A 26,690-nucleotide genomic window follows, 5' to 3' on the forward strand; every position below is an offset into this window, starting at 1 on the left:
AAATATATTTAATGTTTATATTATGTAAAAAATAAGAGGATATATGCTCTTATATTGAACATATTATCCTCTTATCAGAGTAGTCTATTTAAAAATACTTTACAAATGGTTTCTTTTTCTGTGAATTGTTTACAAAGTATTTAAATGAATGGAAGTGATTCTTTCGTTTCCGAGTTAATAATCTTTTGCGAAATATTATCGATGAGATCACCTCTGCTGATCACACCAATGACACGGCCAGCGCCATTGACAACTGGGAGTTTTTTGAAATGATGCTTGGATAATAGGCGAAGCGTGTATTCAAAGTCTGCATCTGGCGAGACGAAGGCAATATTCCGTTTCGTCATAATCTCTTTAACCTGAGTCTTCAGATTTTCTTGCAGGAAATCGTCTCTTTTTCCAACTTCGATGAGATATACAGGACCGGCAATACCCAGAGGTTTTGGCACAAGGTAGCGTAATACGTCGCCGTCAGATACCATCCCCGCTAAATTCCCTTTATCATCTACAACCGGTACCCCGCCAATCCGGTTTGTATGGAGCACATGTAATAATTCTTTGATAGTAGTAGAAGGTTTTACTGTACAAACTTTAGTAATCATGAAATCTCTAACTTTCACGCTAATCCCTCTCCTTTGTATGTAACCGTTTACAAATCGATATATTAATATAATAACATAAATACGGTTTTTATGTAACGCTAACAATACATCAATGTAATGGAATAAATAAGGTTACGTAGGGAGCTTTTCGCAAAGATGTCCGATTTTTATGGAGGTCTGCGGTTCATCCAAATTAATCTGTTAGAATGTTTGAGCAATTTACAAGCTATTCATAGTAAAAACTTTTATAATAAATATTAAGATTACAAGTTAATGATAGTGAAAAATTTCGTAATGCAAATTTGAAATGAAATTGGTTTTATAAATGCTTCATTTTGCAGCAAAATCCAGCTTGAACTTTTTGAAAAATGAAGAAGAGGAGTGAAAGAAAATGAAAATTGCTTATCAGGTAAAATTAGGTGACCCTGTCTCCGGGGAAATGATTGGAAGAAATGTGTGGTTCCCAGATGTAGAAAACGCCATATCCGAATCCTATGTATTAATGGAAAAACTAGAAGAACAATATGGCAGCTTTCTGATTTGGGATGCTAGTATTCCATTTAGGGGCAATAAAGAAAATAGCAAAATCGTCGTTTTACAAGGGATTATGCCAGCAATCACCACAAAAGAAAGACCTTTTACGCTGCAAATCAATCGGGAACATGTTTCTGACGAGTTTACATTTGCGGAGCCTGATCAAACAGTGGAATCCTTAAGCAGCATTCAGATACAGCTAAGAAAAAATATGGGAAGATATTTCACTAAATTAGATAAATCGGAGCTGGAAGCCTACAGACGTGAAAGATAGTTAGGTGATTTGGAACCTATTATACAAAAATCAAGGATAGACCATGCAGAGGAACTTTTGCAGGGGCTATCCTTTTGTTATTACTCAGCCGCCGCTAAAGGAACTCCCGATTCTCATGAGTCGTTGTAAAAAAGGCTCTAGACAATGGAGAAAATACAATCAAGCAAAGAAATTTGCTCTATCGAAAAGTAACGCTCAATTTGGGGGATGCGTTACATAAAACAACGAAACAGTTTGTCGAGTGGTGCGTGAATCATGAAGTCAATCATATTGTAATGGGGAATGTAGTAGGTGTTCAACGGAATACTATTAAAAAGACGAGAAGGAAAAGTGCAAATCAAAAATTATCCAATTGGTCATTTGGGAAATTACATTTTATCCTTAAAAATAAATTAGAGGAAAAGGGAATGACGTTCAGAAAAAGGGATATAAGGGAGTAGGATTGTACGAAATATTAAGAGAATGTAATATTACAAAAGGTTCACTCTATCATCATTTTCCGAATGGAAAAGAAGAACTGCTTATCACATGTCTGCAGTCGATGCATAAAACGATTACGACGGACATTGAAGATACTTTCAATCGATTTCCGACTGCTCTTGAAGCAGCACAGCCAATGCTTGAAAAATTAATCACCGATTTTGAGCGGGAAGGGACGATTGTTGGCCATACATTTAGCAGTATGGTCAGTGAAATGGCATCCGTAAGTGAACCGGTGCGGAATGCATGTTTAGAACTTTATGTAAAGATTCAAAGGATTATTGCTGACAAGTTGACAGCAGATGGTTTTTCAGAAGAAAATGCTCATATCATAGCTCTCTCCGTGACGGAAGCCATTGAAGGGGCTATGCTTTTGTGTCTGACACAAAAGTCAAGCGGACCGTTAAAAATGATTTCACAGGTACTGCCCAATTTAGTAAAGGAAGTTGAATAGTCTTACTTCCATTATTTTTTTTAAAAAGATCAAGTATTACTATTTTTCTGTCTGAACAGTATAATCAGGAATGGGAGTTGAGACATTTGAATAAAAAAGATATATCAGCGATTCGCTCACAATTTAAATTAAACAACTATCGCATGAATATTCGGGAAATCTTCCATGTATATGTGCAAAAAGAATCGGGCGAGATTTATCATCATATATGCCAGCCGTTTCAAATGCTGGAACAGGAAGCACAGGAGCTATTTTTGGCTAATTTCAAAAAGGTTTTAACAGGTCCTCTCGATGCTAAACTTTTTGAACTGAAATTTAAACGGGATGTGGAAGATAGCACGCAAAGGATTCTTTTTGAAGGAATACATATGGGATCATCAGATTGGCAGGAAAAAATGCTGCAAATTGTCGAGAAAATGTATGCGAATTCGGTTTATGAATTTGATACTGTGGTGACATTTATTCGCGGAGAATACCGTAAACCAAAGAAAAAGCGGGATCCGGAATCAGAAGAGGGCGGGGATGATGAAGTATTTTCCAGCCATTTTATCCTCTGCAGTCTAAATAAGATGGATCAGCCGAAGAAAGCGTTGTTGTTTGATTATATTGAAAAAGAATTCAAACCGAATACCGTCATTGATCCGATTATTAATTTAGACTCTCCTTTATCCGGCTTTTTGTTCCCTGCTTTTAATGAAAATGCAGCAGATGTGAACCATCTTCTCTATTCAGCGGGGAAAGCGAACGAACCGAGCTGGTCTTATATTGATGAAGTTCTCAATTGTGAGGAAATCATCACCGCCGCGGAAGACAAGGACTGCTTCGAACAGATCTTAATTAATGTGATTGGTGACGAAGTAGATTCCAGGGTGATCTCCAATGTTTATGAGGAGATTGATAAAATCCTTCAGGAGAACGAAGAAGCAAAAGAAAGTGAAATCCCCATGCTGGACTACAAGGACGTCAGCCGTATTTTAGAGGTAAGCGGAGTTGAAAATGTCGATACCGCAAAAGTCGAGCATGCTTTTAAAGCGGTCGTCTCTGATGAAACACACGAGTTCAAAGCAAGCAATGTCCTTCCTAAAACGATAAAAATCAAAACGAATGTGGCGAACGTGTCGATTAGCTCGAAGGATCTGAAAAATATCCGCTATATCACATACAATGGAAAACGCTGCCTATTAGTGGAGATTGACGAAGATGTGGTTATTGAAGGGTTCAAGCTAGAATCAGAGACTCTGGGATTTTAAGGATGAGGCAGGCGTAGATTTTCGGGATGATTACATAACCAGATGAGGTTGGACGATTCTTCATTATGAAGGATCGTTTTTTAATGCGCTATAATGATTGAGTTACAACAACAATCTTAGGTGCATTAGCTTTTGTTCAAGGTAAGTTTAATTGGAGGTGAAGCTATGAGATATGGAAAAATTGTACAGGGTATTTTGGAGAGAAAGGCCAATCGGTTTATTGCCGAGGTATACATAAATGGAGTGAAAGAACAGGTTCATATTAAAAATACCGGTCGTCTAAAAGAACTGCTGCAACCAGGGGCTGAAGTGTTGCTGGAGTTAAGTGATAATCCAAAGCGGAAGACAAGGTACTCTTTGATATCAGTTGTGAACAATGGCAATCTGGTTAATATTGATTCCCAAGCCCCGAATGCTGTAGCTTTTGAAGCGTTAAAGGCGGGAAAATTGGAGGAGTTCGGTTTTGTATTAAAGGCAAAGCGGGAAGTTACCTATGGAGATTCGCGATTTGATCTTTATTTTGAAAAAGAGGCGGAAAAGGGCTTTATTGAAGTAAAAGGTGTGACACTTGTGAATAATGGTGCTGCTTTGTTTCCAGATGCACCGACTTCCAGAGGGACGAAACATGTGCTGGAATTGGCAAGAGCTGTACAGGAGGGATATAGTTGCGCGATTTTGTTTGTTGTGCAAATGAAAGGCTGCCGGGTTTTCGCTCCATTTAGGGAAATGGATTTTGCCTTTGCAGATGCTTTATTGCATGCATACCAGAAGGGGGTGCAGATTTTAGCATATGACTCAATTGTCAGCGAGGATGAATTGGTGCTGAATCAACCGGTTCCGGTTGACCTAGAAGGAAAACAACTAAATAGAGACTAAAATAGATGGGGAGGGGGGGAACTCGGAAAAGCTGTCTTTATGAAGGAGCCAAAAGGACAGGATGAGGTAGGAACGCAGAAAAGCTGTCTTTATGAAGGCGTCAAAAGGACAGGATGAGTCGATTCCTAAGAAAAGGTGTCTTTATGAAGGCGTCAAAAGGACAGGATGAGTCGATTCCTAAGAAAAGCTGTCTTTATGAAGGAGCCAAAAGGACAGGATGAGTCGATTCCTAAGAAAAGCTGTCCTTATGAAGGTGTCAAAAGGACAGGATGAGTCGATTCCTCGGAAAAACTGTCTTTATGAAGGCGTCAAAAGGACAGGATGAGTCGATTCCTAAGAAAAGGTGTCTTTATGAAGGCGTCAAAAGGACAGGATGAGTCGATTCCTAAGAAAAGCAGTCCTTATGAAGGAGCCAAAAGGACAGGATGAGTCGATTCCTCAGAAAAGCTGTCTTTATGAAGGTGTCAAAAGGACAGGATGAGGCAGGAACGCAGAAAAGGTGTCTTTATGAAGGCGTCAAAAGGACAGGATGAGTCGATTCCTAAGAAAAGCTGTCTTTATGAAGGAGCCAAAAGGACAGGATGAGTCGATTCCTAAGAAAAGCTGTCTTTATGAAGGAGCCAAAAGGACAGGATGAGTCGATTCCTCAGAAAAGGTGTCTTTATGAAGGAACCAAAAGGACAGGATGAGGAGGTAAACCAGAAAAGCTGTCTAAAAGCAGGTCCCAAATGTCCCAAATGGACAAGTTAAGCCAGGAAACTCAAAAAGCGGTCTAAATTCAGTTTTCATCTGAACAAAACAGCAACAAAAAAAACAGTCTGAATGCGAAACCATTCAAACTGAAAAATACGCTTATAAAGATTTATTCGTAGTAAGTATGTCTTCTAATTCCAACCGCGGTAAAGTGTTTCTTTAATATCCTGAAAATTGTCTTTTTACTTAAATCCAACCTGCACCACTCGTAGATATCTGGTGTGGTTATCTTTCTTTCAGGAAAAAGCAGCTTAAATTCCTCTACACCCCGTAATATCGCTTGTTCAAGCCTTTCGTGTTCCCCACAATTTTTACAAACCACATCAAAATTTTTAATAAACACCAGAAAAGACCTGCACTTGCAGCAATATATCCCCTTCTGTAACTGATCATAATGATAATCCGGTATTTTGGAGAATGGATTTTTCGGTTGATGTAAGGAGATTAATGACTGAGCTAGTTTATTGTGACCATCATTCAGCTTAGAAGAAGTATTATTGAACTCCATCATAAAACTATTTAATCGGGTTGGTAGAATGATTGGCTGATCTAGTGGGGCTTGATATAAGGTGAATTCCGGGTTGATAAAGATAACAGAGGCTTCAACAAGGTAATTTTGCTTGAGGTTTTGGAGCAGCTGGCGGAAGAGAGTGGCACTTCTTTGTAGCTGAATAATAGGATTCTTAAATTCACGACTGGTTTTTACCGAATAAAGTTTGTCCAATTCAAAGAAACAATCACCTTGAAAATTTTTAATATCCAACAAGTGAATAACTCCTTGTGAGATAATTAAAGAATCAATTTGAAAATAAGAGTTGTTAACCTCTAGCAGAATATCATTAATGATATATCTTTCTTCAACAAGATCTTGTGCTAGTAAGTCAAATTGTAACTCGCCTTCATATCCTTTTTCGATGTTTTGATAATGAAATCTTTCCTTTTCAGTTAGTTCCATTCGTGCGTTTAAACTGCGCATCACCAATAATTCTTCGGATTCAGTTCGCTCTTTGAGTATCATACGACACTTCCTTTCTATTTTCATTTTATAAAAAATTATCAGGCTTCTATCAGAAAGATGTGGAAATTATGTTAACATTTTATCTGTTTATTGGAAAATACAGCCAGCGGTAAGAAACTACTTTTTTAATGTAAAAATAAGAAGGTTTATGCTAAATTAAAGGAAGCGAATCTTTAAGAAGGAAAATACCTGATTCTATCGAAAAACAATTTAATATCATATGAAGTAAGTGGTGAGAACAATTGACACATTATCAAGCCAAAAAATGCTAGAAATATTAGAGGATATTTCCGAGGGTTGTTGTTTTTTAAATGCAAAAATGGAAGTGGAATTCATAAATAAAGCAGGAGAAGCATTGCTGGAAAAGCCTAAGGAAGAAATTATGGGTCAATGTCAGTGGGAGGTTCTGCCAAAGTATAAAGATTCAAAAGTATTTGAACTGTATAATAAAGCATTCCAGGAGCAGGAAGTTCAAAGCTTTGAGTTTGTGACGGAATATTCAAAAGTTCCTATTGAAATCAAGGTTTTCCCCAATAAGGACGGGTTATTTCTTATTTTTAACGATATTACAAAAAGAAAAAAGGATGAGCAGCAGCAGAGATATTTTGACCAATTGAAGATAGTTGCCGAAATGGCGGCAGGTGTCGCTCATGAAGTTAGAAATCCGATGACGACGATTAAAGGATTTTTGCAATTGATGAATCAAGATGCAGATTTAATAAAATACAATGATATTTTTCGCTTGATGATCGAAGAGGTGAACCGTGTCAATGAAATCATCACGAACTTCCTCGATTTAGCGAAGGAAAAACCAAACAAATTAGAATATTGCAATTTGAATGATACTATTAATACCTTGTACCCATTACTGGAAACGAGAGCAATCAAGGAAGGTAAATTTATTGAATTAGAATTAAGCAGTATTCCTGAAATCAATGTGGATAAAAATGAAATCAGACAACTGCTGCTTAACTTAATTAATAATGCTTTAGATGCAATGGAAAAAGGACAGTCGGTACACATAATGACTGTGGATGATGAGGATCATGTAGTTTTATCGATAAAAGATGAAGGGTCTGGAATTCCGCCAGAACTCATTCATAAAGTATCGGTCCCCTTTGTCACTTCTAAGTCAAACGGCACAGGGCTGGGTCTGCCCATTTGTTTTTCGATTGCCAAAAGAAATAATGCAAAAATGAATTTTACATCGAGTACGAAAGGAACAACCTTCTTTATCCGTTTTCGCAAATAATCGTATATTAACCTGCTGAGGGAATTTTCTTTCTTCAATCTAGGTAATGATAGATGGTAAACAAGTCCCTGCCAATGATGACAGGGACTGTTTGTATATTCTTTTTTACCGGACAACCGTCTTGAATGCAGCCTTATCTTTTTTTCCATGAAGGAGGAAGTAAAGTGCTGCGGATGCTATAACCACCAAACTCAATATCATGTACATGGAACTATAGCTCATAGCCGGGATGAAAAATCCAAGCAAATAGGGACCGAATCCAAGTCCTGCATCCAGGAAAATAAAGAAGGTCGATGTAGCCAGTCCCATACGGTGTACAGGGGTAACCTTAATGGCAATTGCCTGGGTACAGGATTGCATATTTCCAAAACCAAGTCCAATCAGGACAGCAGCAGCAATCATCATCATACCATTGGACGCCAGGCTTAATAAAAGCAATCCGGCAGTATAGAGAATAAATGCCGGATACATCACATAGTTGGCGCCTTTTTCATCCATTAAACGTCCGGTAAATGGCCGGGAAAGCAGGATAGCTATCGAATAAACGAGAAAGAAGTAGCTGGCCGCATGAACAAGGTCAATTTCCTTTGCATAAAAATTGATGAAAGACAGGACGCCCGAATATCCAAAAGCAATAAAAAAAGTGATCAAGGCAATAGGGACCGCCTTCGGTTCTATAAAGCTGGAAATCTTAAATTCTTTGATATCAGCCGATGTCGCTGCTCTCTCAGATGCAGGCACTTGGACCCATACTCCTGTAATTAAACTGATGATTCCTAAAGCAAGACAAAGAGCAAACATCGTTTGAAAACTGGTGAATTGTGTCATAGTCATGCCGATAAATGGACCGATGGCTGTAGCCAGCGTCGTACTCATACTGAAATAACCGATGCCTTCCCCTTTGCGTTCCGGCGGGATAATCCTTGCCACAATGGTCCCGACAGCGGTGCTGGCGATGCCAAGGGCAATCCCGTGTAAAAATCGGTTCAAAAGCAGAAAGTGAATTCCCCCATGGATAAAATATAGGGATGTCGTCAAGATATAGAGAATTAAGCCGGTAAACATCGTTTTCTTCATGCCGAATGAATCAATACTGCGTCCGATGAATAAACGTCCGATTAATGTTCCGATAACAAAAATCCCTGTAACCAGGCCGGCCTGGCTTGCTGTCGCATGATATTCTTCAACGGCATAGACACCGATAATAACGATTAATAAATAAAACACTAACGCTAAGAAAAAATTAATCGAGGAGACAATGATAAAATCTTTTGTCCACAATTTAGAATTACTCACATTTGTTACCCTCACTTTTTATGATGTTTTCTCTTATTTTTGGAAGGGTTTGGAATGTAGCAAGTTGATCTTTTTCCGAAATTCCTTCCATGATGCTGTTTTCTAAGTCCGTAATTTTTTTTCTGCATTCCTGATAGACTTCTTCACCCAATGCTGTTAACCCCATTACTTTTTCCCGTTTGTCCTTTCCGGGAATTTGCTCCACCATTTTCATATCTTCCAGACGCTGAACCCGCCTTGTAATCGTTGGTTTTTCCACTTGGTAGTAATTGGATATTTCAACCAGTGTAGAAGGACCGTTATTTTTCACATAATAAAGAACCAGCCATAATGAGTAAGAAAGCTCATAAGGACTCATCAAGGCATTTAATTCTGTAATTAGCTTTCGATATAAACTTAAATAGCGTTGAAAGAAACCTTCCAAATCCCTTCACTTCCTTTTGTAAAATAGTTACTATGGATAACTGTTAGTGTGAGTAACTATATGACGATCTGAACCATTTGTCAAGGAGATTGCTTTGGGATGACGTTTCGGCAGTCTATTTTGATGAAAAAGTGTTACAATATCAGTTGATGTAAAAAAACATTTATGGAATAAATCTGGGAAAATAAAGGATGAAAGTAAAATGGCGCAATTATTTTTTAAATACGGTGCAATGAACAGCGGGAAGTCGATCGAAATACTGAAGGTGGCCCATAATTATGAGGAACAGAATAAACATGTGTTGATTTTTACTTCGGCGCTCGATGACCGCTACAAACTAGGCTTTGTATCATCAAGGATTGGTCTGCAACGGGAAGCCATTCTCATTGATCATAACACGGATCTTTATAAAATCGTTAGTGAAGCCTCACAGCGCATCAGCTGTGTCTTGATTGATGAAGTCCAGTTCGTTTCGAAGGAGCATGTGCTGCAAATGGTCGATATTGTCGACGAATTGAACATTCCCGTCATGGGCTTCGGTTTGAAAAATGATTTTCAAAATAACCTGTTCGAGGGCAGCAAGAATATGCTCTTGTATGCGGACAAAATTGAAGAAATGAAAACAATCTGCTGGTTTTGTGAAAAAAAAGCCACGATGGCACTGCGGGTCGATGAAAACAACAAACCAGTAAGAGCTGGGGCACAAATCCAAATCGGCGGCAATGACAGCTACTACCCGGTCTGCCGCAAGCATCATCGGAATCCACCATTATAAAGTTGGAGTGTTAACGGTGTCACTCGGTCATAAACTTTTATGCTAAGAGGGAGTATATGGAAAAAAACAATCAATCAAAAAAACAAAATTTAATCTATCTTATCCTGATTTTAATTATGATTCTATTATTAATCTTATTTGGCAAAAGCTTCGGGGTTTTATTCATCATAGCCAATCTCCTTGCCGTAACGGTGATTATGTACATAAAGAAAACGGGTAATCAAAAGTTAAAAGCGGTGGGTCGAATAATCACCATTGCCTATAGTTTATTCCTTCTGTCATTTATTATGGTTGAAGCTTTTGTGATTTCCGAAATGCGAGGAAGCAATGAAGCTGCACCGTATCATATTGATGTTGTTATTATACTAGGGGCAGGGCTTCATGGAGAAAAGCCTTCGAGATCACTCGAAACAAGATTAATAGCTGGAACGCGCTATCTAAAGGAAAATCAAGAGATACCCGTAGTTGTCTCAGGCGGACAAGGTGCTGGAGAAACCATTTCCGAAGCGGAAGCGATGGGAAGGTACTTAAAGAAAAATGGGATAGCGGAAGACAGGATACACTATGAAAATCAATCAACCTCAACTTATGAGAATCTAAAGTTTTCGAAGCAGCTGCTAGAGGAATTAGGGGTAAAAGAACCGACCGTACTAATTGTAACGAATGATTTTCATATAGCTAGAACCAAAATCATTGCAAAAGAGGTGGGTCTAAAAAGCAGCTATCTCCATGCCAAGTCGCCGCCGTTTGTAAAAATCAATTATTTAATACGAGAGTATTTTGCTTTTTTGAAAACATGGTTATTACAGGAAATATAACTTCATTCAGCAGAAGTCCCCACTTCTAAAGTTAAGGGATGAGTGCAAAAAAGTTTTCCAATTTAGTGGGGGTTCAACCCCCGGCTGAATGAAGTTAAGCCTCCGGCGGATGCCTCGATTTTTCAAAGGGAATTTTTCGAGCGAGCTCGACGACGGACAGGACGTCCTAGTCAGGCAAAGCAACAGGATGTGGCGCTTTGAGCGTGAAAAAAATCGTGCGCAAATTCGACGGGGCGAATTTGATAAAGTCTCTGTTTATTGGTTACTTTAAGCGGTAAGAGAAATACTAAGAAAAAAGGAGATGATTCAATGGGAGATTGGAATGAACAAGCTGCTCCAAACAATAATCTGACAGCAGGAACCATTCAAACCTCAAAACTAGTCGGCAAGAAGGGGATAGCGAGCCATGAGTTCTCAGAAGAACTTTCTGATGGGGGCGAGCGAGATAAAATCATTAAAAAGCAGATGAAGAGTAAATAAAGCGGTTTACGATAGGCAGTCTTTAAATTAGATTGATGGTAAAAAAATCGGGGCGTCCCAAAGACGCCCCGATTTTTTTAGACTGTTTTCTCTTTTGAAAAGTTTTTGACTTCCTGGCTGATTCTTCCGTGCAGCAGGTAATAAACACCAATTCCTAAAATGGTAAATATCGAACAGTAAAAATATAATGAGCTATAACCGATTCCTGCTCCAACATAGCCAATGATTAATGAACCGATGCCGATTCCCGTATCAAACAGTGAAAGAAACGTAGCGGTTGCGACCCCTCTTCTTTCAGGTCGTGCAACTTGGATGGCAATCGTTTGTGCACTTGGAAAAATCGTTCCCCATCCTAATCCCACAAAAGCCGCTGCTAAAAGAAAGATAAAGGCACTGGCAGCAGAGCTTAAAAGGTATAAACCTGCCGCAAATAATAAAATCGCAGGATAGATAATAAAGTTGGCACCATACTGGTCAAACCATCTGCCTGTGAATGGTCTTGATAAAATAAGAACAACAGCATATACAATAAAGAAATAGCTTGCTACATGTGATAAATGGATTTCTTCTGCATAAACCGACACAAATGAAACAATAGAGGAATAAATAAAGCCAAAGAATAAGGCCACTATTGAAATTTTCAATGCCGAAATTTCAAAAACAGAATGAAGATCAATTCCTTTTTTTACAGGTCTTTCTACTTTGATATCCTTTTTCGGAAGGGAAATCAACAGCCCTGTGATCGTTCCGATCATAACACTCGCAGCACTAACAGCAAACATGATAGTTGCTCCCCAGTTGTACATGGCGATTAAACCTAAAAAGGGACCTAAGGCCATCGAAATATTCATCGTTAATCCAAAATAGCCCATCCCTTCGCCTTTTCTGGAGTCAGGAATAAGATTGGCTACAATCGTTCCGGCAGTCGTGGTAACCATTCCAAAACCAACTCCATGAATCAAGCGTAAAATCAGTAAACTTGAAAGTGTCGTGGTAAAAAAGTACATGAATGATGATGCTAAGTAAATCGCAAGTGCGATAAAGAATATCTTTTTAATCCCGTACGACATAATCCACTGGCCGGCAAACGGACGAATCAGGATGGCTGATATGAAAAAGACGGTGATAACAAGTCCTACTTGTGATTTAGGACCATTCATTTCCTGAATTAAATAAATAGGAAGTGTGACTAATAAATAATAATAGTTTAAAAATAAAAATAAATTGGTTGCACAGACAAGGATAAAATCCTTTGTCCATAAACGCGTTTGCAAAATGATCCCCCCGTTCATAAAATATTCACAACTTACTTTATCATACATTAAAGTATATTAACATATTAATAACCTATTATATGATTAATAAGGACTTTAAAATGGGGATAATAGTATCGCTTGTTTTTGGAATATTAGCTTGTTTTATTTTCGACAAAATAAATGATGTTTTCAGAGTGCGATTTTAAACAATATATTACGAGTCTTGAATGTGATCATTTAATATAGTAATTTTAGAGATTTTTAATCATTGTGCATTGCATTATTGAAAACACTTAATCTGTCATTATAACTATATCTGGAGGTGAATATTATGCATTCAAGGGCACGGAATGTTGCAATCGGCAGTATTGCAATTTCAAGTGTTTCATTAGGTTCCTACATTACATTGCCGGTCTATTTGGTACCGCTTACAGAATTGCTGAATGTTTCCATTGCCCAGGCAGCTCTTTTGTTTACCTGTACAGCTATCGGCGGGTTAATCACATCTCTATTATTCGGACGGTTGTTAAAAATGCTGAAAGTGAGGACACTCGTATCCACCTCCGGAGTTGCTCTGACCTTATTTTTTTGCAGCATATTCTATGGAGAAAGCATAACGCTGATCTATTTAGCATCCATTTTGTTTGGCTTTTCAACCATCTTTGCTGGCTTTGCCATTGCGCAGACAGAAATTACATGGTGGTTTGTGAAAGGCCGGGCTAAAATGATGAGCTTTTTAAACGTGGGTCTTGGTCTATTTGGTCTTATTTTTGTTCCAGTTATCGCCAAAGTAATCGAAAGTTATGGAGTTCAAAATATAGCCCTTTTTCAAGGCGTGATTGGCGGGGGGTTAATCATCGTCATGGCCTTATTTTTGATCTCTGAACATCCCGATAGATATGGTTTAAGCCCTGTAGGTTTTGCACAGCAAGCTAATCAATCAGTTATGACCAATGATTATGTTGAAAGTCATTTGTCGGTAAAAGAAATAACAAAGATGCCTGCATTTTGGATGATTATTGTTTCCATTATATTGGTTAGCATAGCGGTGACGGGTTTTATGAATAACGGATCTGCTTTTTATCAAAGCATTGGATTAGATGCAATGGCAGCAGCCTTATGTATTTCTATTTTTAATGGAGTGCAATTAATGTGGGTTCCCATTTATGGATTATTAGTGGATAAAATGGGTCCTGGATTTGCAACGGCCATTTATGGATTGGCAGGAGCGGTTGTATTTTTCGTGGCCATTTTCTTAACTGGCTTTTCGGGTGCCGTTATGATTGCCGCGCTGCTCAGTGTTTTAAATGTGGCTGGTATGATTGGTGCGGTCAGTTTTCCAAGCATATTCGGGACAAAAGAAGCCGGCAGCTTAATCGGGTTTGCCAATGCCGCCGGTAACATCGGAGGGATGATCGGGGCCCCTCTGGCCGGCATCATCTTTGACGCAACTGGTTCATACCATCTGTTTTTAGCAGCAGCAGGAGCAGCATGCATTATAACTGTTATCTTAACCTTAAAAGGGACAGGTAAAAAGGCAATTGCAAGTGTTCAATTGAAAGAAGCTCAATTAACAGAAACAGAATTACCATTAAAACAAAAGGCGCTATAAGCGGAATATGGCTGTGTATTTAAAATAAAGTTAAGATGTTTATAAAAAAGATGCGATATTTGAAAAAAGCTAAGATGCTTTACCCCTTTAGATAATGGAAATCTAAAGGGGTTTTGCTTTCGTGAAAGAAAAAGTATTTCTGAACTAAAAGGTGTATTAGGAAATGGTTAAGTAACAATAGAGTTTTCCGCAATCGGGCCAAATTGTTGTAGATCTCCTAAAAAATGGCTGGATATTTATGTTAAAATGATGGGTGAGGAAGGTGAAATAAACAGGGGGGATTCTACATGGAACGAGGAGAAGCAAAATCTAAACTTATTATAATTTCAATTGCAATTGTTATAGTATGGTTTTTCTTATTTGGAATACGACTAGTTGGTTATTTTTCAGCCATAAATGAAAGAGGATTACGAGAAGTAGTATGTGGGGCGCAGGGCTGTAACAATATAGTATTAATTTTAGATATACTTTGGACATTCTCATTTTTTCTTGTTATTCCACTTATTATTCCATTGGCTCTTGTCAATTTTTGGAGTTCAAAGGAGAAGAGTTCCTAAATTAAAGGGCAGAATACTTCAACATGAAATTCGAAGATAATGTTCAAAAATTACTAGGAATAAGGGAGGGATTATGTGGTTTTTGAAATATTAATAGGACAACTTGCGATTGTGATTACCCTTGCTTTTGGGGCGTTGTTAATTGTCCTATACCCCCTAATAAATAGGGAGAATAAATACTTTGCTTGGTTTAGCCTTGTGATGGGAGTTATAGTTTTATTGCTTTTATTGTGGTTCACATTTGGCAATGAGGTTATAAGACATCAGATACTAAAATATGGACTTCAATAACTTCTTCTTTAACAAACGGGGACAAATACGGAGGATCATTATTAATCTTATCTTGATTTCAAGTTTTCTGTTATCGGGCGCAAATCCGGAGGATGGATCTGCGTTTTTTTGCGATGAATATTGAAATGATCGTTTTATTTTTGGTATCAATAGCTATAGTATTAAATTCCTTTCTTACTACAGATGCTATAAATGATATGAATCAAATATTGTTTCTTTTCATTATTATTTTTGTAGTGGCACCACTTATCTTTATCAAACTTAATTTTAAAGTAATAACGCGATTCTTTCCGATGCCTGACACCGCTATCAAAATAAGCAATTCTTTTCAGATTCTATAATAAGGGGAATGGAGCACAAGCCCCCATTCCCCTTAAAACTTATCCTTCCTCAGCGTGAAGCCAAGCTTCACGCTCCCTCTAAGCACCTGAAATCCCCAAAAGTCATATATTAACCCAAAACGAAATGATATTCGCAAGCAAAACAATAGCAAGCAAACCATTAATTTTAATCCTGGACGTTTTTGAATAACAGACAGGTTTTGTTTGTTGCTGCGGATTCTTTATGAGAAGCAGCAAGTGACTGTTTTTCTCCATCCATTCTTTTTCAATTTGATTAAGCGGCGAATGGCTCAGTCTTCTTTTCATTTCCTGATCTATACAGCGCCAGCTTTTTAAAATCGCCATAATCATGACGCCATTAAAGCCGCATAAAAGGATATCGATTCTATAGGTGGTGTCATACAGCTCGAGCATTTCTGTAAAGGAGCTTAACAAAGAAACCACAACAGTACCAAAAGCCAGTATTACAATAAAAAATAGATTCGTATAATATTTCGCAAGATGATTAGACATGGTGAACTCCTTATATGGCAAGAATTGTTCTCTGAATCTCTTCATCTTCATTATACTTTAGATTTCAGTTCATTTTAGAAAGTAATAAATGGAAGGGAAGGAACAAAACGATTTTCCCTTTATCAGTAAAAAGGGGAATGGAGCAAAAATCCCCCATTCCCCTTAAAACTCGTCCTTCCTCAGAGTGAAGCCAAGCTTCACGCTCCCTCTAAGCACCTGAAATCCCCAAAAAGTTTATTTATGGTCGGCAATACCTGATGTCGAGCAGACGCTAGTCTTTTCAGCGCAACCCTTCTTTAATTCGCATGCGGCACATTTTCCTTGCTTTGATTTATTGATAAATTTCCACATGGTCCAGCCGGCATAACCAAAAATCAGGACACCGATAAGAATATTGATGATCATTGTTTTCACCTTCTAATTGAAATCGCGCTCCATTTTTCAAGTGAGAATGAAAATGGAACCGTATATTACATCAATCCTAGCAATTTCCCGCCCTGATAAATAATCAATGACAGGACATAGGCAAGTGCTAAAGCATAAACGATGGAAATCGCCGTCCATTTTTTCGAGCGGGTTTCTTTATAAATCGTTGCCACAGTGGCCAAGCACGGGATATACAATAAAATGAACACCATAAAACTATATGCCGCAAGTGGTGTGAAATATTGACTTAAAAGCTCCTGCAATCCAGCTTCAGTAGGTGCGAAATAAATGATGTTCATCGTTGAGATAATCGCTTCCTTGGCTAAAAATCCTGTTAAAAGTGCTGCTCCTGCCTGCCAATTTCCAAAACCAATCGGCGCAAGCAGCGGAGCAAATATCCCGCCAATCATCGCTAGGAAACTATCATCCATGGCAACATTCATTCCATTCGGTCCTGCATAAGATAGGATCCAAATCATAACAGATCCAGCAAAGATAATGGTACCCGCTTTTCTAACAAAACCTTTGCTCTTATCCCATGTGCTTCTCCATAATGCTTTCACTTGCGGGACACGATAAGGCGGAAGCTCGATAACAAACATCGATGTTTCCCCTTTTAAAATCGTTTTCGAAAAAACAGAAGCGAGAATAAGTGCCACGACAATTCCGAGGACATATAGGGATAACACGATAAATGCCTTATTAATGGTGAAAAAAGCACCAACAAAAAGGGCATATACCGGAAGCCTTGCCGAACAAGACATTAATGGAGTCAGCAAAATGGTTAATAGCCGCTCTCTCGGTGTCTCAATCGTTCTCGCTGCCATAACGCCCGGCACATTGCAGCCAAAACCGATAATCATTGGAATAAATGCTTTCCCGTTAAGCCCGACCTTTTCCATAAGCCGGTCCATGACAAACGCAACACGAGCCATATAACCGGAATCCTCAAGGATTGAAATAAAGAGAAAGAGAATAAAAATCTGCGGTACAAAGACAAGTACTCCTCCGACACCGGCGACAATCCCGTCAATCACCAGAGAATGAATAAATTCTGAAGCCCCGGCTGCATTTAGAAGGTTTGTCAGTCCATCTGTAACAGGACCCGTGATCAGTCCGTCTAATGCGTCTGATAGAGGGGTTCCGAGCCAGTCAAACGTAAGCATAAACATGAAATACATCAACAGCAGGAAAATCGGAATTCCAAGCCAGCGGTTGGTAACAATTGCGTCTATTTTCTCTGTTAACGGAATGCCTTTGTTTTCATCTCTCTTCGTACTTTCTTTTAGTATTGCGGCTATAGCAGCTTGTCTCTGTTTGTAAATAAACTGGGCGATTGTTTTCGCATTACTGTTTGCTAATGCCTTTTCGGTTGTTTGCTGAATGAGGGAATCTAAGTTAGATTCAGCGATAAAGGTAGTTAAATAGTCTTTGACATATTCATTCCCTTCCAGCAGTTGAATCGTCAGCCATCTAGTTGAATGGGCTGAGTGGTTCTGAAGCAATGCTTCTAATGCTAGGATGGCTTCATCTATTTCTTTGCCGTAATCTACTAGATTGCTGGAGAATGAACCATCAAAGTGTGTCGTAACCTGCTCTTCCAATTCTCTGCAGCCTTTACCGCTTCTTGCCACTACAGGTGTTACCGGAACACCAAGCATTTCACCTAGTTTTTCAACGTTAACAAGTATGCCGCGATTTTTGGCTACATCCATCATATTTAAGCCAATGACGATTGGTTTGCCAAACTCCAGCAGCTGAATGGTTAATTGTAAATTCCGTTCTAACTGAGAAGCATCGACAATATTTAAGATTCGATCGAAGGGATCGTGCAATAGAAATTTTGTTACTACGCCTTCGTCTTCAGAAAGGGGGCTTAGTGAATAAATTCCTGGTAAATCTATAAGTTTAGATTCATTTGATTTGAAAACCCCGACTTTTTTTTCAACGGTTACACCGCTCCAGTTTCCCACATAATCATAGGAGCCTGTCAGGTTATTAAACATCGAAGTTTTTCCCGTATTTGGATTACCTAAAAGTGCGATTTCCATTATATTGCTACCACCTTTATTGACAATGCTTCTTTACGGCGAATCGCCACACATTGTCCACGGGATTCCAACATCAAAGGTCCGCCAAAAGGCATTTTGTGTTTGATGCATATTTCCGACCCTTCTGTAATTCCGAGGTCAAGCAAACGGCGGCGAACCAATTGATCGATACCGGCAGTATCTATAATTCTAGCCTTTTGACCTACTTCTAATTGTACCATCATACATGCACCCTCTTATATTTCACTGTGATCGTCTCTAATATTTTAATTGAGAATGATTCTCTTTTATTTATTTATATCATCAATGAAGGTGTTTGACAATGATATATTTCACACATGTAAAAAAACACTGCTTTTTTCATAGGTGCTGCTAAACTTGTAGAATAAAGTCACTTTTTTAGTATTAATGACAAAAAAATATGACACTGTGTCATAAAGGAAGTGGACAAATGACACAGTGTCATATAATATAAAAGTATGAGTTAAGTGACACAGTGTCACTAACTAATAAATCTGGAGGACAGCAATCCTTCTAATGAAATAAAAGGGAATAATAACGAAATAGAATGTTGAATAATAGAAAAGCGGGTGCGCGTTATGTACGAAATCCAAATGACTTCAACTGAAAATCAGTCATCAAGCAAGCCATTTCAAACGACCATAAAAATAACAGCAGATAATCGTCATATCGAAGAACAAATCAGTCAGATCCTTCTTCAGGAAGAATACTTCCTGCATACATATTTAAATCCAGTCTTCTGGATTTTAAATTTTTCACCGATGTTTGTGTATATCAGTCAATATCAATCTGAAATGGAAGCAAGCAATCAATTGTTAAAAATGAATGAGGAAATGTTGTTCCAATTTAAAAGAAAATCCCACTGTAAATATTTTGAAAGTGTGATTATTGCAGTATTAACAAAATTTATGGATAAGAAATTAGCTGAATCCAATAAAGAAAAGCTCTCTTTTCCAACAAAAGAACTTATTTCGCATTAACAGACGAGATGATAAAAGGATGCTATTGGAGCATTAGTGGAACCATCATGAGAAGCTTGGAGGAAGACCATTGCCGAAGCAAACATTTTTTAATCTGCCGGAACAGAAACGAAAAATATTAATGGAAGCAGCGGAAAAGGAATTTACAAGAGTGCCAATATTTGAAGCTTCTATTGCCAATATCATTAAGATGGCCAATATACCAAGAGGAAGCTTTTATCAATACTTTGCAGACAAAGAGGATTTGTACTTTTATTTATTAGATGAAAAATTAAAAGAGGGCAGAGAGGATTTTATTGTTTTGTTAAAGAAACATAAAGGGGATATCATCGATGCCTTGACGGAAATGTACAATCGTTTTCTCGTGAAACTGCCGGACGAAGAAGAGCATAATTTTTTAAAAAATGCCTTTTTATATGCTACTCATAAGGTCGAACACTCCCTGATGGATTTTTTTGATTTTACCTTGAATAATGAGCGTTTCAAAGAAATTACGGGATTAATTGATAAGCAGCGTTTTACTATTGAAGAAGACAAAGATTTGTACCATATCCTGCAAATTGTTACGGCTGTGGCATTTCGTAATTTTATCGAAAAGATATCGAAAAAGATGTCCGATGAAGAAGCGATGAAGCATTTTACATTCGAGATTGATTTAATAAAGTATGGAATTTACAAACGAGACCAGTAATTTTTAGGAAAAAAACAGAGGAGAATGCCTGATGACAGTTACAATATACGGACAAGAGTGTCAGTCAACTAAGAAAGCTAGACAGTGGTTCAAAAAGAATGAGATTCCCTTTGTAGAACGAAATATTCTTAAAGAACCTCTGACAGTGAGGGAACTGCAAGGGATTCTGCAGATAACCGTAGACGGGACAGATGGAATTATTGCAGAGAAATCAAATGCGTATAAAGAATTAAATTTAAGTATCGATTTAGATGAACTCTCATTACAGGAACTGCTTGAGTTAATTCATGAGGAGCCAAGATTGCTTAGAAGCCCAATAATTACAGATGGCAGGAAACTTCAGGCCGGGTATAATAAAGAGGAAATTAGTCAGTTTTTACCTCGAGAAATTCGCAAAACACAGTGGCTTAATTGGAGAATTAATCAACTAAAACTTGCTGAAAGTTAATTTATGTAATCATTTTGCCGCAGCTGTTCAACGCTGCGGCTATTTTTATGTTCTATAATGGTATGTTCCTCCTATTCCTATAAACCTCAAATATGTAATATTATGGTAATTGGTAAGGAAATAGATATAAAATTATTTGATATTTTTGAATTGTTTGAGTTTAATTAAAAATTTGGTAATATAATATTGTTTTATAAAATAAACCAAAAATTTGATTAAATAGACTCGCATGATACGAGGCAGGAGAAGGATTAGTAGTTCCTTTGTCTAGTGAGAATATAGGAGGACCATTGGTGAGGAAAGTATTGCTTGTGTTCATGTTACTGTTTCTGAGTGCCTGCGGCGTTGAAACATCACAGAAACTAAAAGGGGAGTATAAGATAGAATTTCACACAGAAATTACCAATACGAAAAAAATTAAGGCCACACTTAGCAGTATTGAAAATAAATACGATGAAGTCATGGGTGAATATAAGGTAGTCACATTTAATGTGGAGAATAGAAGCGATCAAGCCATTGAGGTTCAAGCTCTTAATATCTTCGCCGATGGAAAGAGAATTAACCAAGGCTCAGCCAGCATGAGTCAAGAAATAAAACCTGGCAAAAAAGAAGAATGTATTTTAACACTGCAAAGCTATGCAAGCAGTGAATTGCCTCCTATTGAAGAAAAGATAGAATTGGAACTGCATATTTTTTCATGGAGTCATGATTTTTCCGAAGACTATGATGTAGAGATTAAATTATAATATTTATTGAGCGGCAAATGGAGAATGATTAAACATAAAACAGTAATAGAATTTAATAATGTTCCAGAAAAGCCGTTATGGATTCAGCAGAGAAATCCTGACATAAAATGCAGCAAAACCGGCAAGTAACCGTGCTTTGTATTTTAAACCAACAAAGTAAAGGAGGGATCTGTTTGTTAACTCAGTTCCTTCAGGATCAGTCTATTCAGAATCGGCCTTTAAAGTTGATTTATCAATATATTTATCAGAAAGGATTGGCCTCTCGGTCTGATATTATGAATGAAGTGAACTTGAACCGCGGGAAGGTTGCACGTTCGTTAAAGGAACTTTTGGATGAACATTATATTCTGGAAATTGGGCATGGTGATTCTGAAGGCGGAAGACCTCCGGCACTTTATCAGATAAATCCTGTGAGCAGTTATATCATAGGAATCCAGATTATGAGGTATACGACAAAAGTATTTTTATTCGATCTATTATTAAAACCAATCAGTGAGACAAGCATCGTCATGACCTTAAAGCATTCACCGGAGATGGTGATCGAAGAGATTAAGAAGACGATTCGAAGCTATATGACATTACACCATTTTACGATCGAACAACTGCTTGGAATAGGAATCGGGGCAATTGGACCATTAGATCCTAAGAAAGGAATCATTTTACATAGTGAGCCGTTTTTAGCCTATGTTTGGGAAAATATACTGATAGTGGATGAGATTCAAAGTGAATTTCCCGTACTGACAAAGCTGGATAATGCCGCCAATACGATTGTACTAGGGGAATGCAAACAATATCCGGGTTATAAAAACATTCTAAATGTGACAGTTGGGTGGACGATTGGATGCGGGGCCATCCTCGATAATAAATTACTTCAGGTTGACAGCGGTGATATTAGTGGTTATGGCCACATTGTGATTCATTTGGATGGAAAAACATGCTTTTGCGGGAAAAAAGGCTGTTTGACTGGGTACTCATCCCTCTATGCAATTCTAGACAGAATAAAAGATTGTTCTCCGGCATTTTATCACGACAAATTAGAAAATCGGGACCCTATGGAACAAATTCAAACCATTATAGCTTCTAAAGATCCTGAATCACATAAAGCGATTCTAGATTCCTCCAAATATATCGGGGCAGCTGTTGCAAATTTGGTCACTGTTTTTCACTCGGAATTGGTTTTGGTCAATGGTCCATTGATTGATCAATATCCGGGTTATTTTGAAGAAATTATGGGTCATGTATCATTAAATGTAAATGACCCGAAAACGATTCAATTTAGCCGAGGGAATTTCCATAAAGGTGTCGGTGTAGCAGGTGCCGCGATGCAAATATTAAATCATTATTTCGAATGAACGATCATTTCAATATTGCAGCTGTTTCAGCAGGTATGAATGAGAAGTCCCCTATCATAAATAGTAGGGGACTTTTTTGGGTTTGGGAATATTCCTATATAACGAAATCTTTTTATTAATTCATAAACTATCAACAGATGCTTCAGTGCCTCACGCTCTTTTATAGGCTGATTTCTTTATAAAATGGTGAAAATCTACAGAGAAGCCTTAATTTATATTTATTTCCATTCCAATAAATTTAATATTGACAATTTTCTAAAAATTTAATACCTTATTAGTAGTACTTATGCACAAATTGTGCAAAAGTTCTAATGTTATATGGACATTCAATGTAGAGGGAGAATTTTCCAAACTTTATCGTTACCCAGCTCTAAATTCAAAAAGAGGAGATGTGAAACTTGAAGGACAAAAAATTAAAGCCCAAATTTCCGTTAGGAAAATTAACCTTATTTGGCACAGCTGCTATAATGGCATCAGCCATCACGCTGAATGGAGTCTCAGCAACTACATCAGATGCCGCAAAAGAAAAAAATACAGATAAAAAGGTAAGCAAAGCTGCAGCAAAAAAGGACGAATCGAAAACAAATGTTGTCTATATCGTGTTAGATGATTCTGGATTTTCAGACTTAGGCAGCTATGGTTCTGAAATTAAAACACCTCATTTAGATTGGTTGGCGGAAAATGGATTGCGTTACAATAATTCCCACGTAACACCGCTTTGCTCACCGACTCGTGCATCTCTGTTGACAGGGAGAAATGCGCATGAAGTAGGGATTGGTACCGTAACGAATTTTGATTTAGGTCCGGACTTTCCTAATAAAAGGGGAGAGTTGAAACCAGAAGCTGGAACCATTGCACAAGTATTAAAAGAAAATGATTTTAATACATACGCCTTAGGAAAATGGCATTTAGCTCCGACTGCGGATACAACACCTGCGGGACCATTTAATAACTGGCCGCTGCAGAAAGGTTTCGATCAATATTATGGATTTCTCGAGGATTCATCCGATCAATACAGACCGGACTTAACGATTGACAATACGCAAGTCCCATCACCAACAGATGAAAACTATCATTTTACAGAAGCGATAATTGAAAACGCCAATCGGTATATTACCAATCAAACAAGCGTTTATCCGGACAAACCATTTTTCTTATACTTAGCCCTTGGTGCTCAGCATTCTCCGCATCAAGTACCACAGAAATATATTGATATGTATAAGGGGATCTACAATAAAGGCTGGGATCAGATCCGAGAAGAGCGTTTTGAAAGACAGAAAGAGTTAGGGATTATTCCGGAAAATGCCAAGCTGGCTCAGAGAAACCCAGGTGTTAAAGCATGGGATGATTTAACAGAGCAAGAAAAGAAAGTTTACACAAAGTTCCAGGAAACGTATGCCGGATTCTTAACTCATACGGATGAACAAGTTGGTAAATTAATTGATAACCTGCGTGAAAAGGGACAATTGGAAAATACGATGATTGTCTTTCTATCGGATAATGGAGCAAGCGGCGGCGGACAGGCGAATGGTTCGGTGAATCATACGGTCAATTACAACGGGCTTCCTGAGTCTTTTGATGATATCGCACAAAAATATGAAGAGTTTGGCAGCACAACAGCTGGAACCGAATATCCAAACGGCTGGGCTCAAGTAAGTAATACTCCTTTTGCCATGTACAAAAACACTGCCTTTGCGGCTGGAACGAATACACCATTGATTGTCTATAACCCAAAATTGATTAAAGATCCTGGTGCCATTCGAACACAATATGTGCATGTAAGCGATATTACCCCAACCATTTATGATGTATTAGGAATTAAACCGCCGAAAGAAATTGATGGGATTAAGCAAATGACCATTTCGGGTCAAAGCTTTAAAGATTCTTTAACGAATCCAAATGCAGAAGGAAAACAAACACAATATTTTGAGGTTTCTGGACATCGTGCCATATACCATGACGGATGGAGGGCCTTTACGCAGCATAAAAAAGGTGATGATTTTGAAAACGACAAATGGTTCTTATATCATGTGGAGGAAGATTTCTCTGAAACAAACAATCTAGCAGAAAAGTATCCAAAAAAATTGGCTGAAATGCAGAAGTTGTGGCATAAAGAAGCCGAAAAATACGGAGCACTTCCTTTAACGGACCTATTCTTAGAAGGTTTATTATCTGTACCGGATGATAATATCAGAGCCAAAAACTATTATGCGTATTATCGCGGAATGGACCGCCTCACAGATTCAGCTGCAGCAATTACGGTTAATCGTTCCTATGAAATCAAAATACCGATTGAGCGCTCAAACGAGAAGGAAGATGGGGTTCTTGTGGCGCATGGCGGAAACGAGAGCGGTTACACCATCTATATTAAAAACAATAAAGCGATCTATGAATATCGAATTGGCAACAAAGGGTATAAAATTGAATCTAGTATCGATGTCCCTGTCGGAAAATCAGTGGTTACTTTTAAATTTGAAAAAACTGGTTCAAATAAAGGAAATGGAACATTGTTTGTCAATGATACAAAAGTCGGGGAGACTTCCATTGAAAATACATTGCCGTTAAAGCTTACCTTCGAAGGACTTGATATCGGGAAAGACAGCAAATATCCAGTCAGCCCGGAATATGCAAATGAAGGAGAATTTGAATTTGACGGGAAATTGGTGAAAGTGGAGTATTTCCTTGGAGACGATGAGGAGTTTTTTACACCAGGTAAGTAAGGAACATAACCAGTGGCAGCATCATTTTGCCACTGGTTCATTATTTTTCATAAGGAGTGACAACAAATGATTGAAAAGGCAGAAACGAACTTTCATATGCTGGCGAAACCATCCGGACCGATTTGCAATTTGGACTGCCATTATTGCTTTTATACGGAAAAGGAGTCATTATTTGAACCGAGAACTTCTTTTCGCATGTCAGAAGAAACACTGGAGAAATTTATAAAAAACTATATCGCCGCTCAAAACGCTGAAGAAATTCCCTTTGTCTGGCAAGGAGGAGAGCCCGCATTAATGGGCTTGGATTTTTATAAAAAAGTGGTTGAATTGCAAAAGAAATACGCAAATGGTAAAAGAATAGCCAACTCACTGCAAACAAATGGAACTTTGTTAACCGATGAATGGTTTCCTTTTCTGGCGGAAAATCATTTTCTCGTCGGCTTAAGTCTTGACGGACCTGAAGAAATACATGACAAATACCGTGTAGACAAGGGCGGACAGCCTACCTTTCATCGGGTGTTAAGGACACTGCATAGCCTGCAGAAATACAATATTCAATATAACGTTTTAACATGTGTAACCAATGAATCCTCAATGAAACCATTGGAAATTTACCGATTTTTGAAAAAGGAAGGCGTGGAATTTATTCAGTTTATTCCAATTGTTGAGAGATTGGCCGACCAAGAAGCAAAAGCATTAGGGCTGCGTCATGCCACACCTGCATCGATCGATGAAGAAGGTGTTCATTTAGCGCCATGGACAGTAGAGCCGGAGAAATATGGTGACTTCTTGATTACTGTTTTTGATGAATGGGTTAGAGAAGATATTGGGACAGTCAATGTGATGAATTTTGAGAGTTCTCTTGTTTCCTGGATGGGACTGCCGGCAACGGTCTGTATTTTCGCAGAGACATGCGGGAAAGCGGCGATTATCGAACATAATGGGGATGTATACTCCTGCGATCATTTTATGTATCCAGATTATAAATTAGGAAACATAAAATCTAGTACGTTTAAAGAAATGATGGACTCCATGCAACAGAACGATTTTGGCCAGGCAAAAAAATCTACCCTTCCTAAGTATTGCCAAAATTGCGAAGTGAAATTTGCCTGTAATGGAGAATGCCCAAAACACCGTTTTCTTACCACTCCCGATGGAGAACCCGGACTAAACTATCTTTGCTCCGGATATAAAAAATACTTTACCCACATCCATCGTTATATGAAAGTAATGGTCCAGCTCCTTGAAAACGGAATTCCGGTCCCTGCAATAAAAGATGTCATCAAACAACCGATTGTCATTGCGAAGTAAAATTGGAATCACACTTGTTCTATTTTTTAAAAGACAAGTTTTCTGTTCCCTCTTCATACACTATTATAGACAAGCTGCTTAAGGAGGG

28 protein-coding genes are annotated in these 26,690 nt (G+C 38.1%); 19 read left to right on the top strand and 9 right to left on the bottom strand.

Features of this window, described 5'->3' with window-relative positions; all coding sequences use genetic code 11:
- Positions 1 to 140: 140 nt before the first annotated feature.
- Positions 141 to 620 (bottom strand): CBS domain-containing protein, encoded by a 480-nt coding sequence (locus tag HNR53_RS18250; RefSeq protein ID WP_184528680.1) that lies wholly within the window; start codon positions 618 to 620, stop codon positions 141 to 143.
- A 373-nt stretch (positions 621 to 993) separates the two neighbouring features.
- On the opposite strand from HNR53_RS18250, the gene HNR53_RS18255 reads away from it, so the two are divergent.
- From HNR53_RS18255 to sfsA, 5 genes are all read left to right on the top strand, one after another.
- Complete coding sequence (locus HNR53_RS18255; RefSeq protein WP_184528682.1) at positions 994 to 1,410, top strand: hypothetical protein; 417 nt, start codon at positions 994 to 996, stop codon at positions 1,408 to 1,410.
- A 248-nt stretch (positions 1,411 to 1,658) separates the two neighbouring features.
- Positions 1,659 to 1,850: a hypothetical protein gene (locus tag HNR53_RS18260; protein WP_343065357.1), complete on the top strand. Its 192-nt coding sequence runs from the start codon at positions 1,659 to 1,661 to the stop codon at positions 1,848 to 1,850.
- A gap of 2 nt (positions 1,851 to 1,852) precedes the next feature.
- The gene (locus tag HNR53_RS18265) at positions 1,853 to 2,344 is read left to right on the top strand and encodes a TetR/AcrR family transcriptional regulator (RefSeq protein ID WP_221452388.1); all 492 of its coding nucleotides are present in this window, start codon (positions 1,853 to 1,855) and stop codon (positions 2,342 to 2,344) included.
- A gap of 86 nt (positions 2,345 to 2,430) precedes the next feature.
- The gene (locus HNR53_RS18270) at positions 2,431 to 3,594 is read left to right on the top strand and encodes a DUF4317 domain-containing protein (RefSeq protein WP_184528686.1); all 1,164 of its coding nucleotides are present in this window, start codon (positions 2,431 to 2,433) and stop codon (positions 3,592 to 3,594) included.
- A 165-nt stretch (positions 3,595 to 3,759) separates the two neighbouring features.
- Positions 3,760 to 4,470 carry a DNA/RNA nuclease SfsA gene (gene sfsA / locus HNR53_RS18275; protein WP_184528705.1) on the top strand — a complete coding sequence of 237 codons (711 nt, stop codon included), beginning with the start codon at positions 3,760 to 3,762 and terminating at the stop codon, positions 4,468 to 4,470.
- 862 nt (positions 4,471 to 5,332) lie between these two features.
- On the opposite strand, the gene HNR53_RS18280 is transcribed toward sfsA, so the two are convergent.
- Positions 5,333 to 6,241, bottom strand: coding sequence for a nuclease-related domain-containing protein (locus HNR53_RS18280; RefSeq protein ID WP_184528707.1), 909 nt, complete (start codon positions 6,239 to 6,241; stop codon positions 5,333 to 5,335).
- 232 nt (positions 6,242 to 6,473) lie between these two features.
- Between HNR53_RS18280 and HNR53_RS18285 the strand changes: the two genes are divergently transcribed.
- A complete protein-coding gene (locus HNR53_RS18285; RefSeq protein ID WP_184528716.1) occupies positions 6,474 to 7,493 on the top strand; it encodes an ATP-binding protein in 1,020 nt (339 codons plus the stop codon).
- Positions 7,494 to 7,598: 105 nt separating this feature from the next.
- Here HNR53_RS18285 and HNR53_RS18290 read toward each other — a convergent pair whose 3' ends face one another.
- On the bottom strand, positions 7,599 to 8,789 hold the full coding sequence (locus tag HNR53_RS18290; protein WP_184528718.1) for an MFS transporter: 1,191 nt from the start codon (positions 8,787 to 8,789) through the stop codon (positions 7,599 to 7,601).
- Positions 8,782 to 9,213: a MarR family winged helix-turn-helix transcriptional regulator gene (locus HNR53_RS18295; RefSeq protein WP_184528720.1), complete on the bottom strand. Its 432-nt coding sequence runs from the start codon at positions 9,211 to 9,213 to the stop codon at positions 8,782 to 8,784. The genes HNR53_RS18290 and HNR53_RS18295 overlap by 8 nt, the downstream gene beginning before the upstream one ends.
- Positions 9,214 to 9,415: 202 nt before the next feature.
- Between HNR53_RS18295 and HNR53_RS18300 the strand changes: the two genes are divergently transcribed.
- The 3 genes from HNR53_RS18300 to HNR53_RS18310 all read left to right on the top strand — a co-directional run bounded on the left by HNR53_RS18300 (position 9,416) and on the right by HNR53_RS18310 (position 11,286).
- The gene (locus HNR53_RS18300) at positions 9,416 to 9,988 is read left to right on the top strand and encodes a thymidine kinase (RefSeq protein ID WP_184528722.1); all 573 of its coding nucleotides are present in this window, start codon (positions 9,416 to 9,418) and stop codon (positions 9,986 to 9,988) included.
- Between the two features lie 56 nt (positions 9,989 to 10,044).
- Positions 10,045 to 10,806, top strand: a complete 762-nt coding sequence (locus HNR53_RS18305; RefSeq protein ID WP_184528724.1) for a YdcF family protein — start codon at positions 10,045 to 10,047, stop codon at positions 10,804 to 10,806.
- Positions 10,807 to 11,115: 309 nt separating this feature from the next.
- A complete protein-coding gene (locus HNR53_RS18310) occupies positions 11,116 to 11,286 on the top strand; it encodes a hypothetical protein (protein ID WP_184528726.1) in 171 nt (56 codons plus the stop codon).
- Between the two features lie 77 nt (positions 11,287 to 11,363).
- On the opposite strand, the gene HNR53_RS18315 is transcribed toward HNR53_RS18310, so the two are convergent.
- A complete protein-coding gene (locus tag HNR53_RS18315) occupies positions 11,364 to 12,560 on the bottom strand; it encodes an MFS transporter (RefSeq protein ID WP_246439675.1) in 1,197 nt (398 codons plus the stop codon).
- A 313-nt stretch (positions 12,561 to 12,873) separates the two neighbouring features.
- On the opposite strand from HNR53_RS18315, the gene HNR53_RS18320 reads away from it, so the two are divergent.
- The 3 genes from HNR53_RS18320 (at position 12,874) to HNR53_RS18330 (ending at position 15,002) form a co-directional block, all read left to right on the top strand.
- Positions 12,874 to 14,154 (top strand): MFS transporter, encoded by a 1,281-nt coding sequence (locus tag HNR53_RS18320; RefSeq protein ID WP_184528728.1) that lies wholly within the window; start codon positions 12,874 to 12,876, stop codon positions 14,152 to 14,154.
- A 287-nt stretch (positions 14,155 to 14,441) separates the two neighbouring features.
- A complete protein-coding gene (locus HNR53_RS18325) occupies positions 14,442 to 14,711 on the top strand; it encodes a hypothetical protein (protein ID WP_184528730.1) in 270 nt (89 codons plus the stop codon).
- A gap of 75 nt (positions 14,712 to 14,786) precedes the next feature.
- The gene (locus tag HNR53_RS18330; RefSeq protein ID WP_184528732.1) at positions 14,787 to 15,002 is read left to right on the top strand and encodes a hypothetical protein; all 216 of its coding nucleotides are present in this window, start codon (positions 14,787 to 14,789) and stop codon (positions 15,000 to 15,002) included.
- 443 nt (positions 15,003 to 15,445) lie between these two features.
- On the opposite strand, the gene HNR53_RS18335 is transcribed toward HNR53_RS18330, so the two are convergent.
- The 4 genes from HNR53_RS18335 to HNR53_RS18350 form a co-directional block, all read right to left on the bottom strand.
- Positions 15,446 to 15,856 (bottom strand): hypothetical protein, encoded by a 411-nt coding sequence (locus tag HNR53_RS18335; protein ID WP_184528734.1) that lies wholly within the window; start codon positions 15,854 to 15,856, stop codon positions 15,446 to 15,448.
- Positions 15,857 to 16,090: 234 nt separating this feature from the next.
- On the bottom strand, positions 16,091 to 16,261 hold the full coding sequence (locus HNR53_RS18340) for a FeoB-associated Cys-rich membrane protein (RefSeq protein ID WP_184528736.1): 171 nt from the start codon (positions 16,259 to 16,261) through the stop codon (positions 16,091 to 16,093).
- A gap of 65 nt (positions 16,262 to 16,326) precedes the next feature.
- Complete coding sequence (gene feoB, locus HNR53_RS18345) at positions 16,327 to 18,333, bottom strand: ferrous iron transport protein B (protein ID WP_184528738.1); 2,007 nt, start codon at positions 18,331 to 18,333, stop codon at positions 16,327 to 16,329.
- The gene (locus tag HNR53_RS18350) at positions 18,333 to 18,557 is read right to left on the bottom strand and encodes a FeoA family protein (RefSeq protein ID WP_184528741.1); all 225 of its coding nucleotides are present in this window, start codon (positions 18,555 to 18,557) and stop codon (positions 18,333 to 18,335) included. The genes feoB and HNR53_RS18350 overlap by 1 nt, the downstream gene beginning before the upstream one ends.
- A gap of 375 nt (positions 18,558 to 18,932) precedes the next feature.
- Between HNR53_RS18350 and HNR53_RS18355 the strand changes: the two genes are divergently transcribed.
- The 7 genes from HNR53_RS18355 (at position 18,933) to HNR53_RS18385 (ending at position 26,602) form a co-directional block, all read left to right on the top strand.
- Positions 18,933 to 19,334 (top strand): hypothetical protein, encoded by a 402-nt coding sequence (locus HNR53_RS18355; protein WP_184528743.1) that lies wholly within the window; start codon positions 18,933 to 18,935, stop codon positions 19,332 to 19,334.
- A 70-nt stretch (positions 19,335 to 19,404) separates the two neighbouring features.
- On the top strand, positions 19,405 to 20,025 hold the full coding sequence (locus HNR53_RS18360) for a TetR/AcrR family transcriptional regulator (RefSeq protein ID WP_184528745.1): 621 nt from the start codon (positions 19,405 to 19,407) through the stop codon (positions 20,023 to 20,025).
- Between the two features lie 31 nt (positions 20,026 to 20,056).
- A complete protein-coding gene (locus HNR53_RS18365) occupies positions 20,057 to 20,473 on the top strand; it encodes a Spx/MgsR family RNA polymerase-binding regulatory protein (RefSeq protein WP_184528747.1) in 417 nt (138 codons plus the stop codon).
- Positions 20,474 to 20,766: 293 nt separating this feature from the next.
- On the top strand, positions 20,767 to 21,219 hold the full coding sequence (locus HNR53_RS18370; RefSeq protein ID WP_184528749.1) for a hypothetical protein: 453 nt from the start codon (positions 20,767 to 20,769) through the stop codon (positions 21,217 to 21,219).
- Positions 21,220 to 21,392: 173 nt separating this feature from the next.
- A complete protein-coding gene (locus HNR53_RS18375; RefSeq protein ID WP_184528751.1) occupies positions 21,393 to 22,571 on the top strand; it encodes an ROK family transcriptional regulator in 1,179 nt (392 codons plus the stop codon).
- 398 nt (positions 22,572 to 22,969) lie between these two features.
- Positions 22,970 to 25,291 carry an arylsulfatase gene (locus tag HNR53_RS18380; protein ID WP_184528753.1) on the top strand — a complete coding sequence of 774 codons (2,322 nt, stop codon included), beginning with the start codon at positions 22,970 to 22,972 and terminating at the stop codon, positions 25,289 to 25,291.
- A 66-nt stretch (positions 25,292 to 25,357) separates the two neighbouring features.
- Entirely contained in the window at positions 25,358 to 26,602 is a 1,245-nt protein-coding gene (locus HNR53_RS18385; protein WP_184528755.1) for an anaerobic sulfatase maturase, read from the top strand.
- Positions 26,603 to 26,690 lie beyond the last annotated feature (88 nt).

The sequence above is a fragment of the Bacillus benzoevorans genome, from assembly GCF_014207535.1.
GTDB lineage: Bacteria > Bacillota > Bacilli > Bacillales > Cytobacillaceae > Bacillus_BD > Bacillus_BD benzoevorans.

Excerpts from the sequence above, each read along its gene's own strand:
- HNR53_RS18305 (WP_184528724.1), top strand. The coding sequence starts at position 10,045 with ATGGAAAAAAACAATCAATCAAAAAAACAAAATTTAATCTATCTTATC.
- HNR53_RS18350 (WP_184528741.1), bottom strand. The coding sequence starts at position 18,557 with ATGATGGTACAATTAGAAGTAGGTCAAAAGGCTAGAATTATAGATACT.
- feoB (WP_184528738.1), bottom strand. The coding sequence starts at position 18,333 with ATGGAAATCGCACTTTTAGGTAATCCAAATACGGGAAAAACTTCGATG.
- sfsA (WP_184528705.1), top strand. The coding sequence starts at position 3,760 with ATGAGATATGGAAAAATTGTACAGGGTATTTTGGAGAGAAAGGCCAAT.
- HNR53_RS18340 (WP_184528736.1), bottom strand. The coding sequence starts at position 16,261 with ATGATCATCAATATTCTTATCGGTGTCCTGATTTTTGGTTATGCCGGC.
- HNR53_RS18300 (WP_184528722.1), top strand. The coding sequence starts at position 9,416 with ATGGCGCAATTATTTTTTAAATACGGTGCAATGAACAGCGGGAAGTCG.
- HNR53_RS18320 (WP_184528728.1), top strand. The coding sequence starts at position 12,874 with ATGCATTCAAGGGCACGGAATGTTGCAATCGGCAGTATTGCAATTTCA.
- HNR53_RS18280 (WP_184528707.1), bottom strand. The coding sequence starts at position 6,241 with ATGATACTCAAAGAGCGAACTGAATCCGAAGAATTATTGGTGATGCGC.
- HNR53_RS18325 (WP_184528730.1), top strand. The coding sequence starts at position 14,442 with ATGGAACGAGGAGAAGCAAAATCTAAACTTATTATAATTTCAATTGCA.
- HNR53_RS18385 (WP_184528755.1), top strand. The coding sequence starts at position 25,358 with ATGATTGAAAAGGCAGAAACGAACTTTCATATGCTGGCGAAACCATCC.
- HNR53_RS18355 (WP_184528743.1), top strand. The coding sequence starts at position 18,933 with ATGTACGAAATCCAAATGACTTCAACTGAAAATCAGTCATCAAGCAAG.
- HNR53_RS18255 (WP_184528682.1), top strand. The coding sequence starts at position 994 with ATGAAAATTGCTTATCAGGTAAAATTAGGTGACCCTGTCTCCGGGGAA.
- HNR53_RS18365 (WP_184528747.1), top strand. The coding sequence starts at position 20,057 with ATGACAGTTACAATATACGGACAAGAGTGTCAGTCAACTAAGAAAGCT.
- HNR53_RS18335 (WP_184528734.1), bottom strand. The coding sequence starts at position 15,856 with ATGTCTAATCATCTTGCGAAATATTATACGAATCTATTTTTTATTGTA.
- HNR53_RS18310 (WP_184528726.1), top strand. The coding sequence starts at position 11,116 with ATGGGAGATTGGAATGAACAAGCTGCTCCAAACAATAATCTGACAGCA.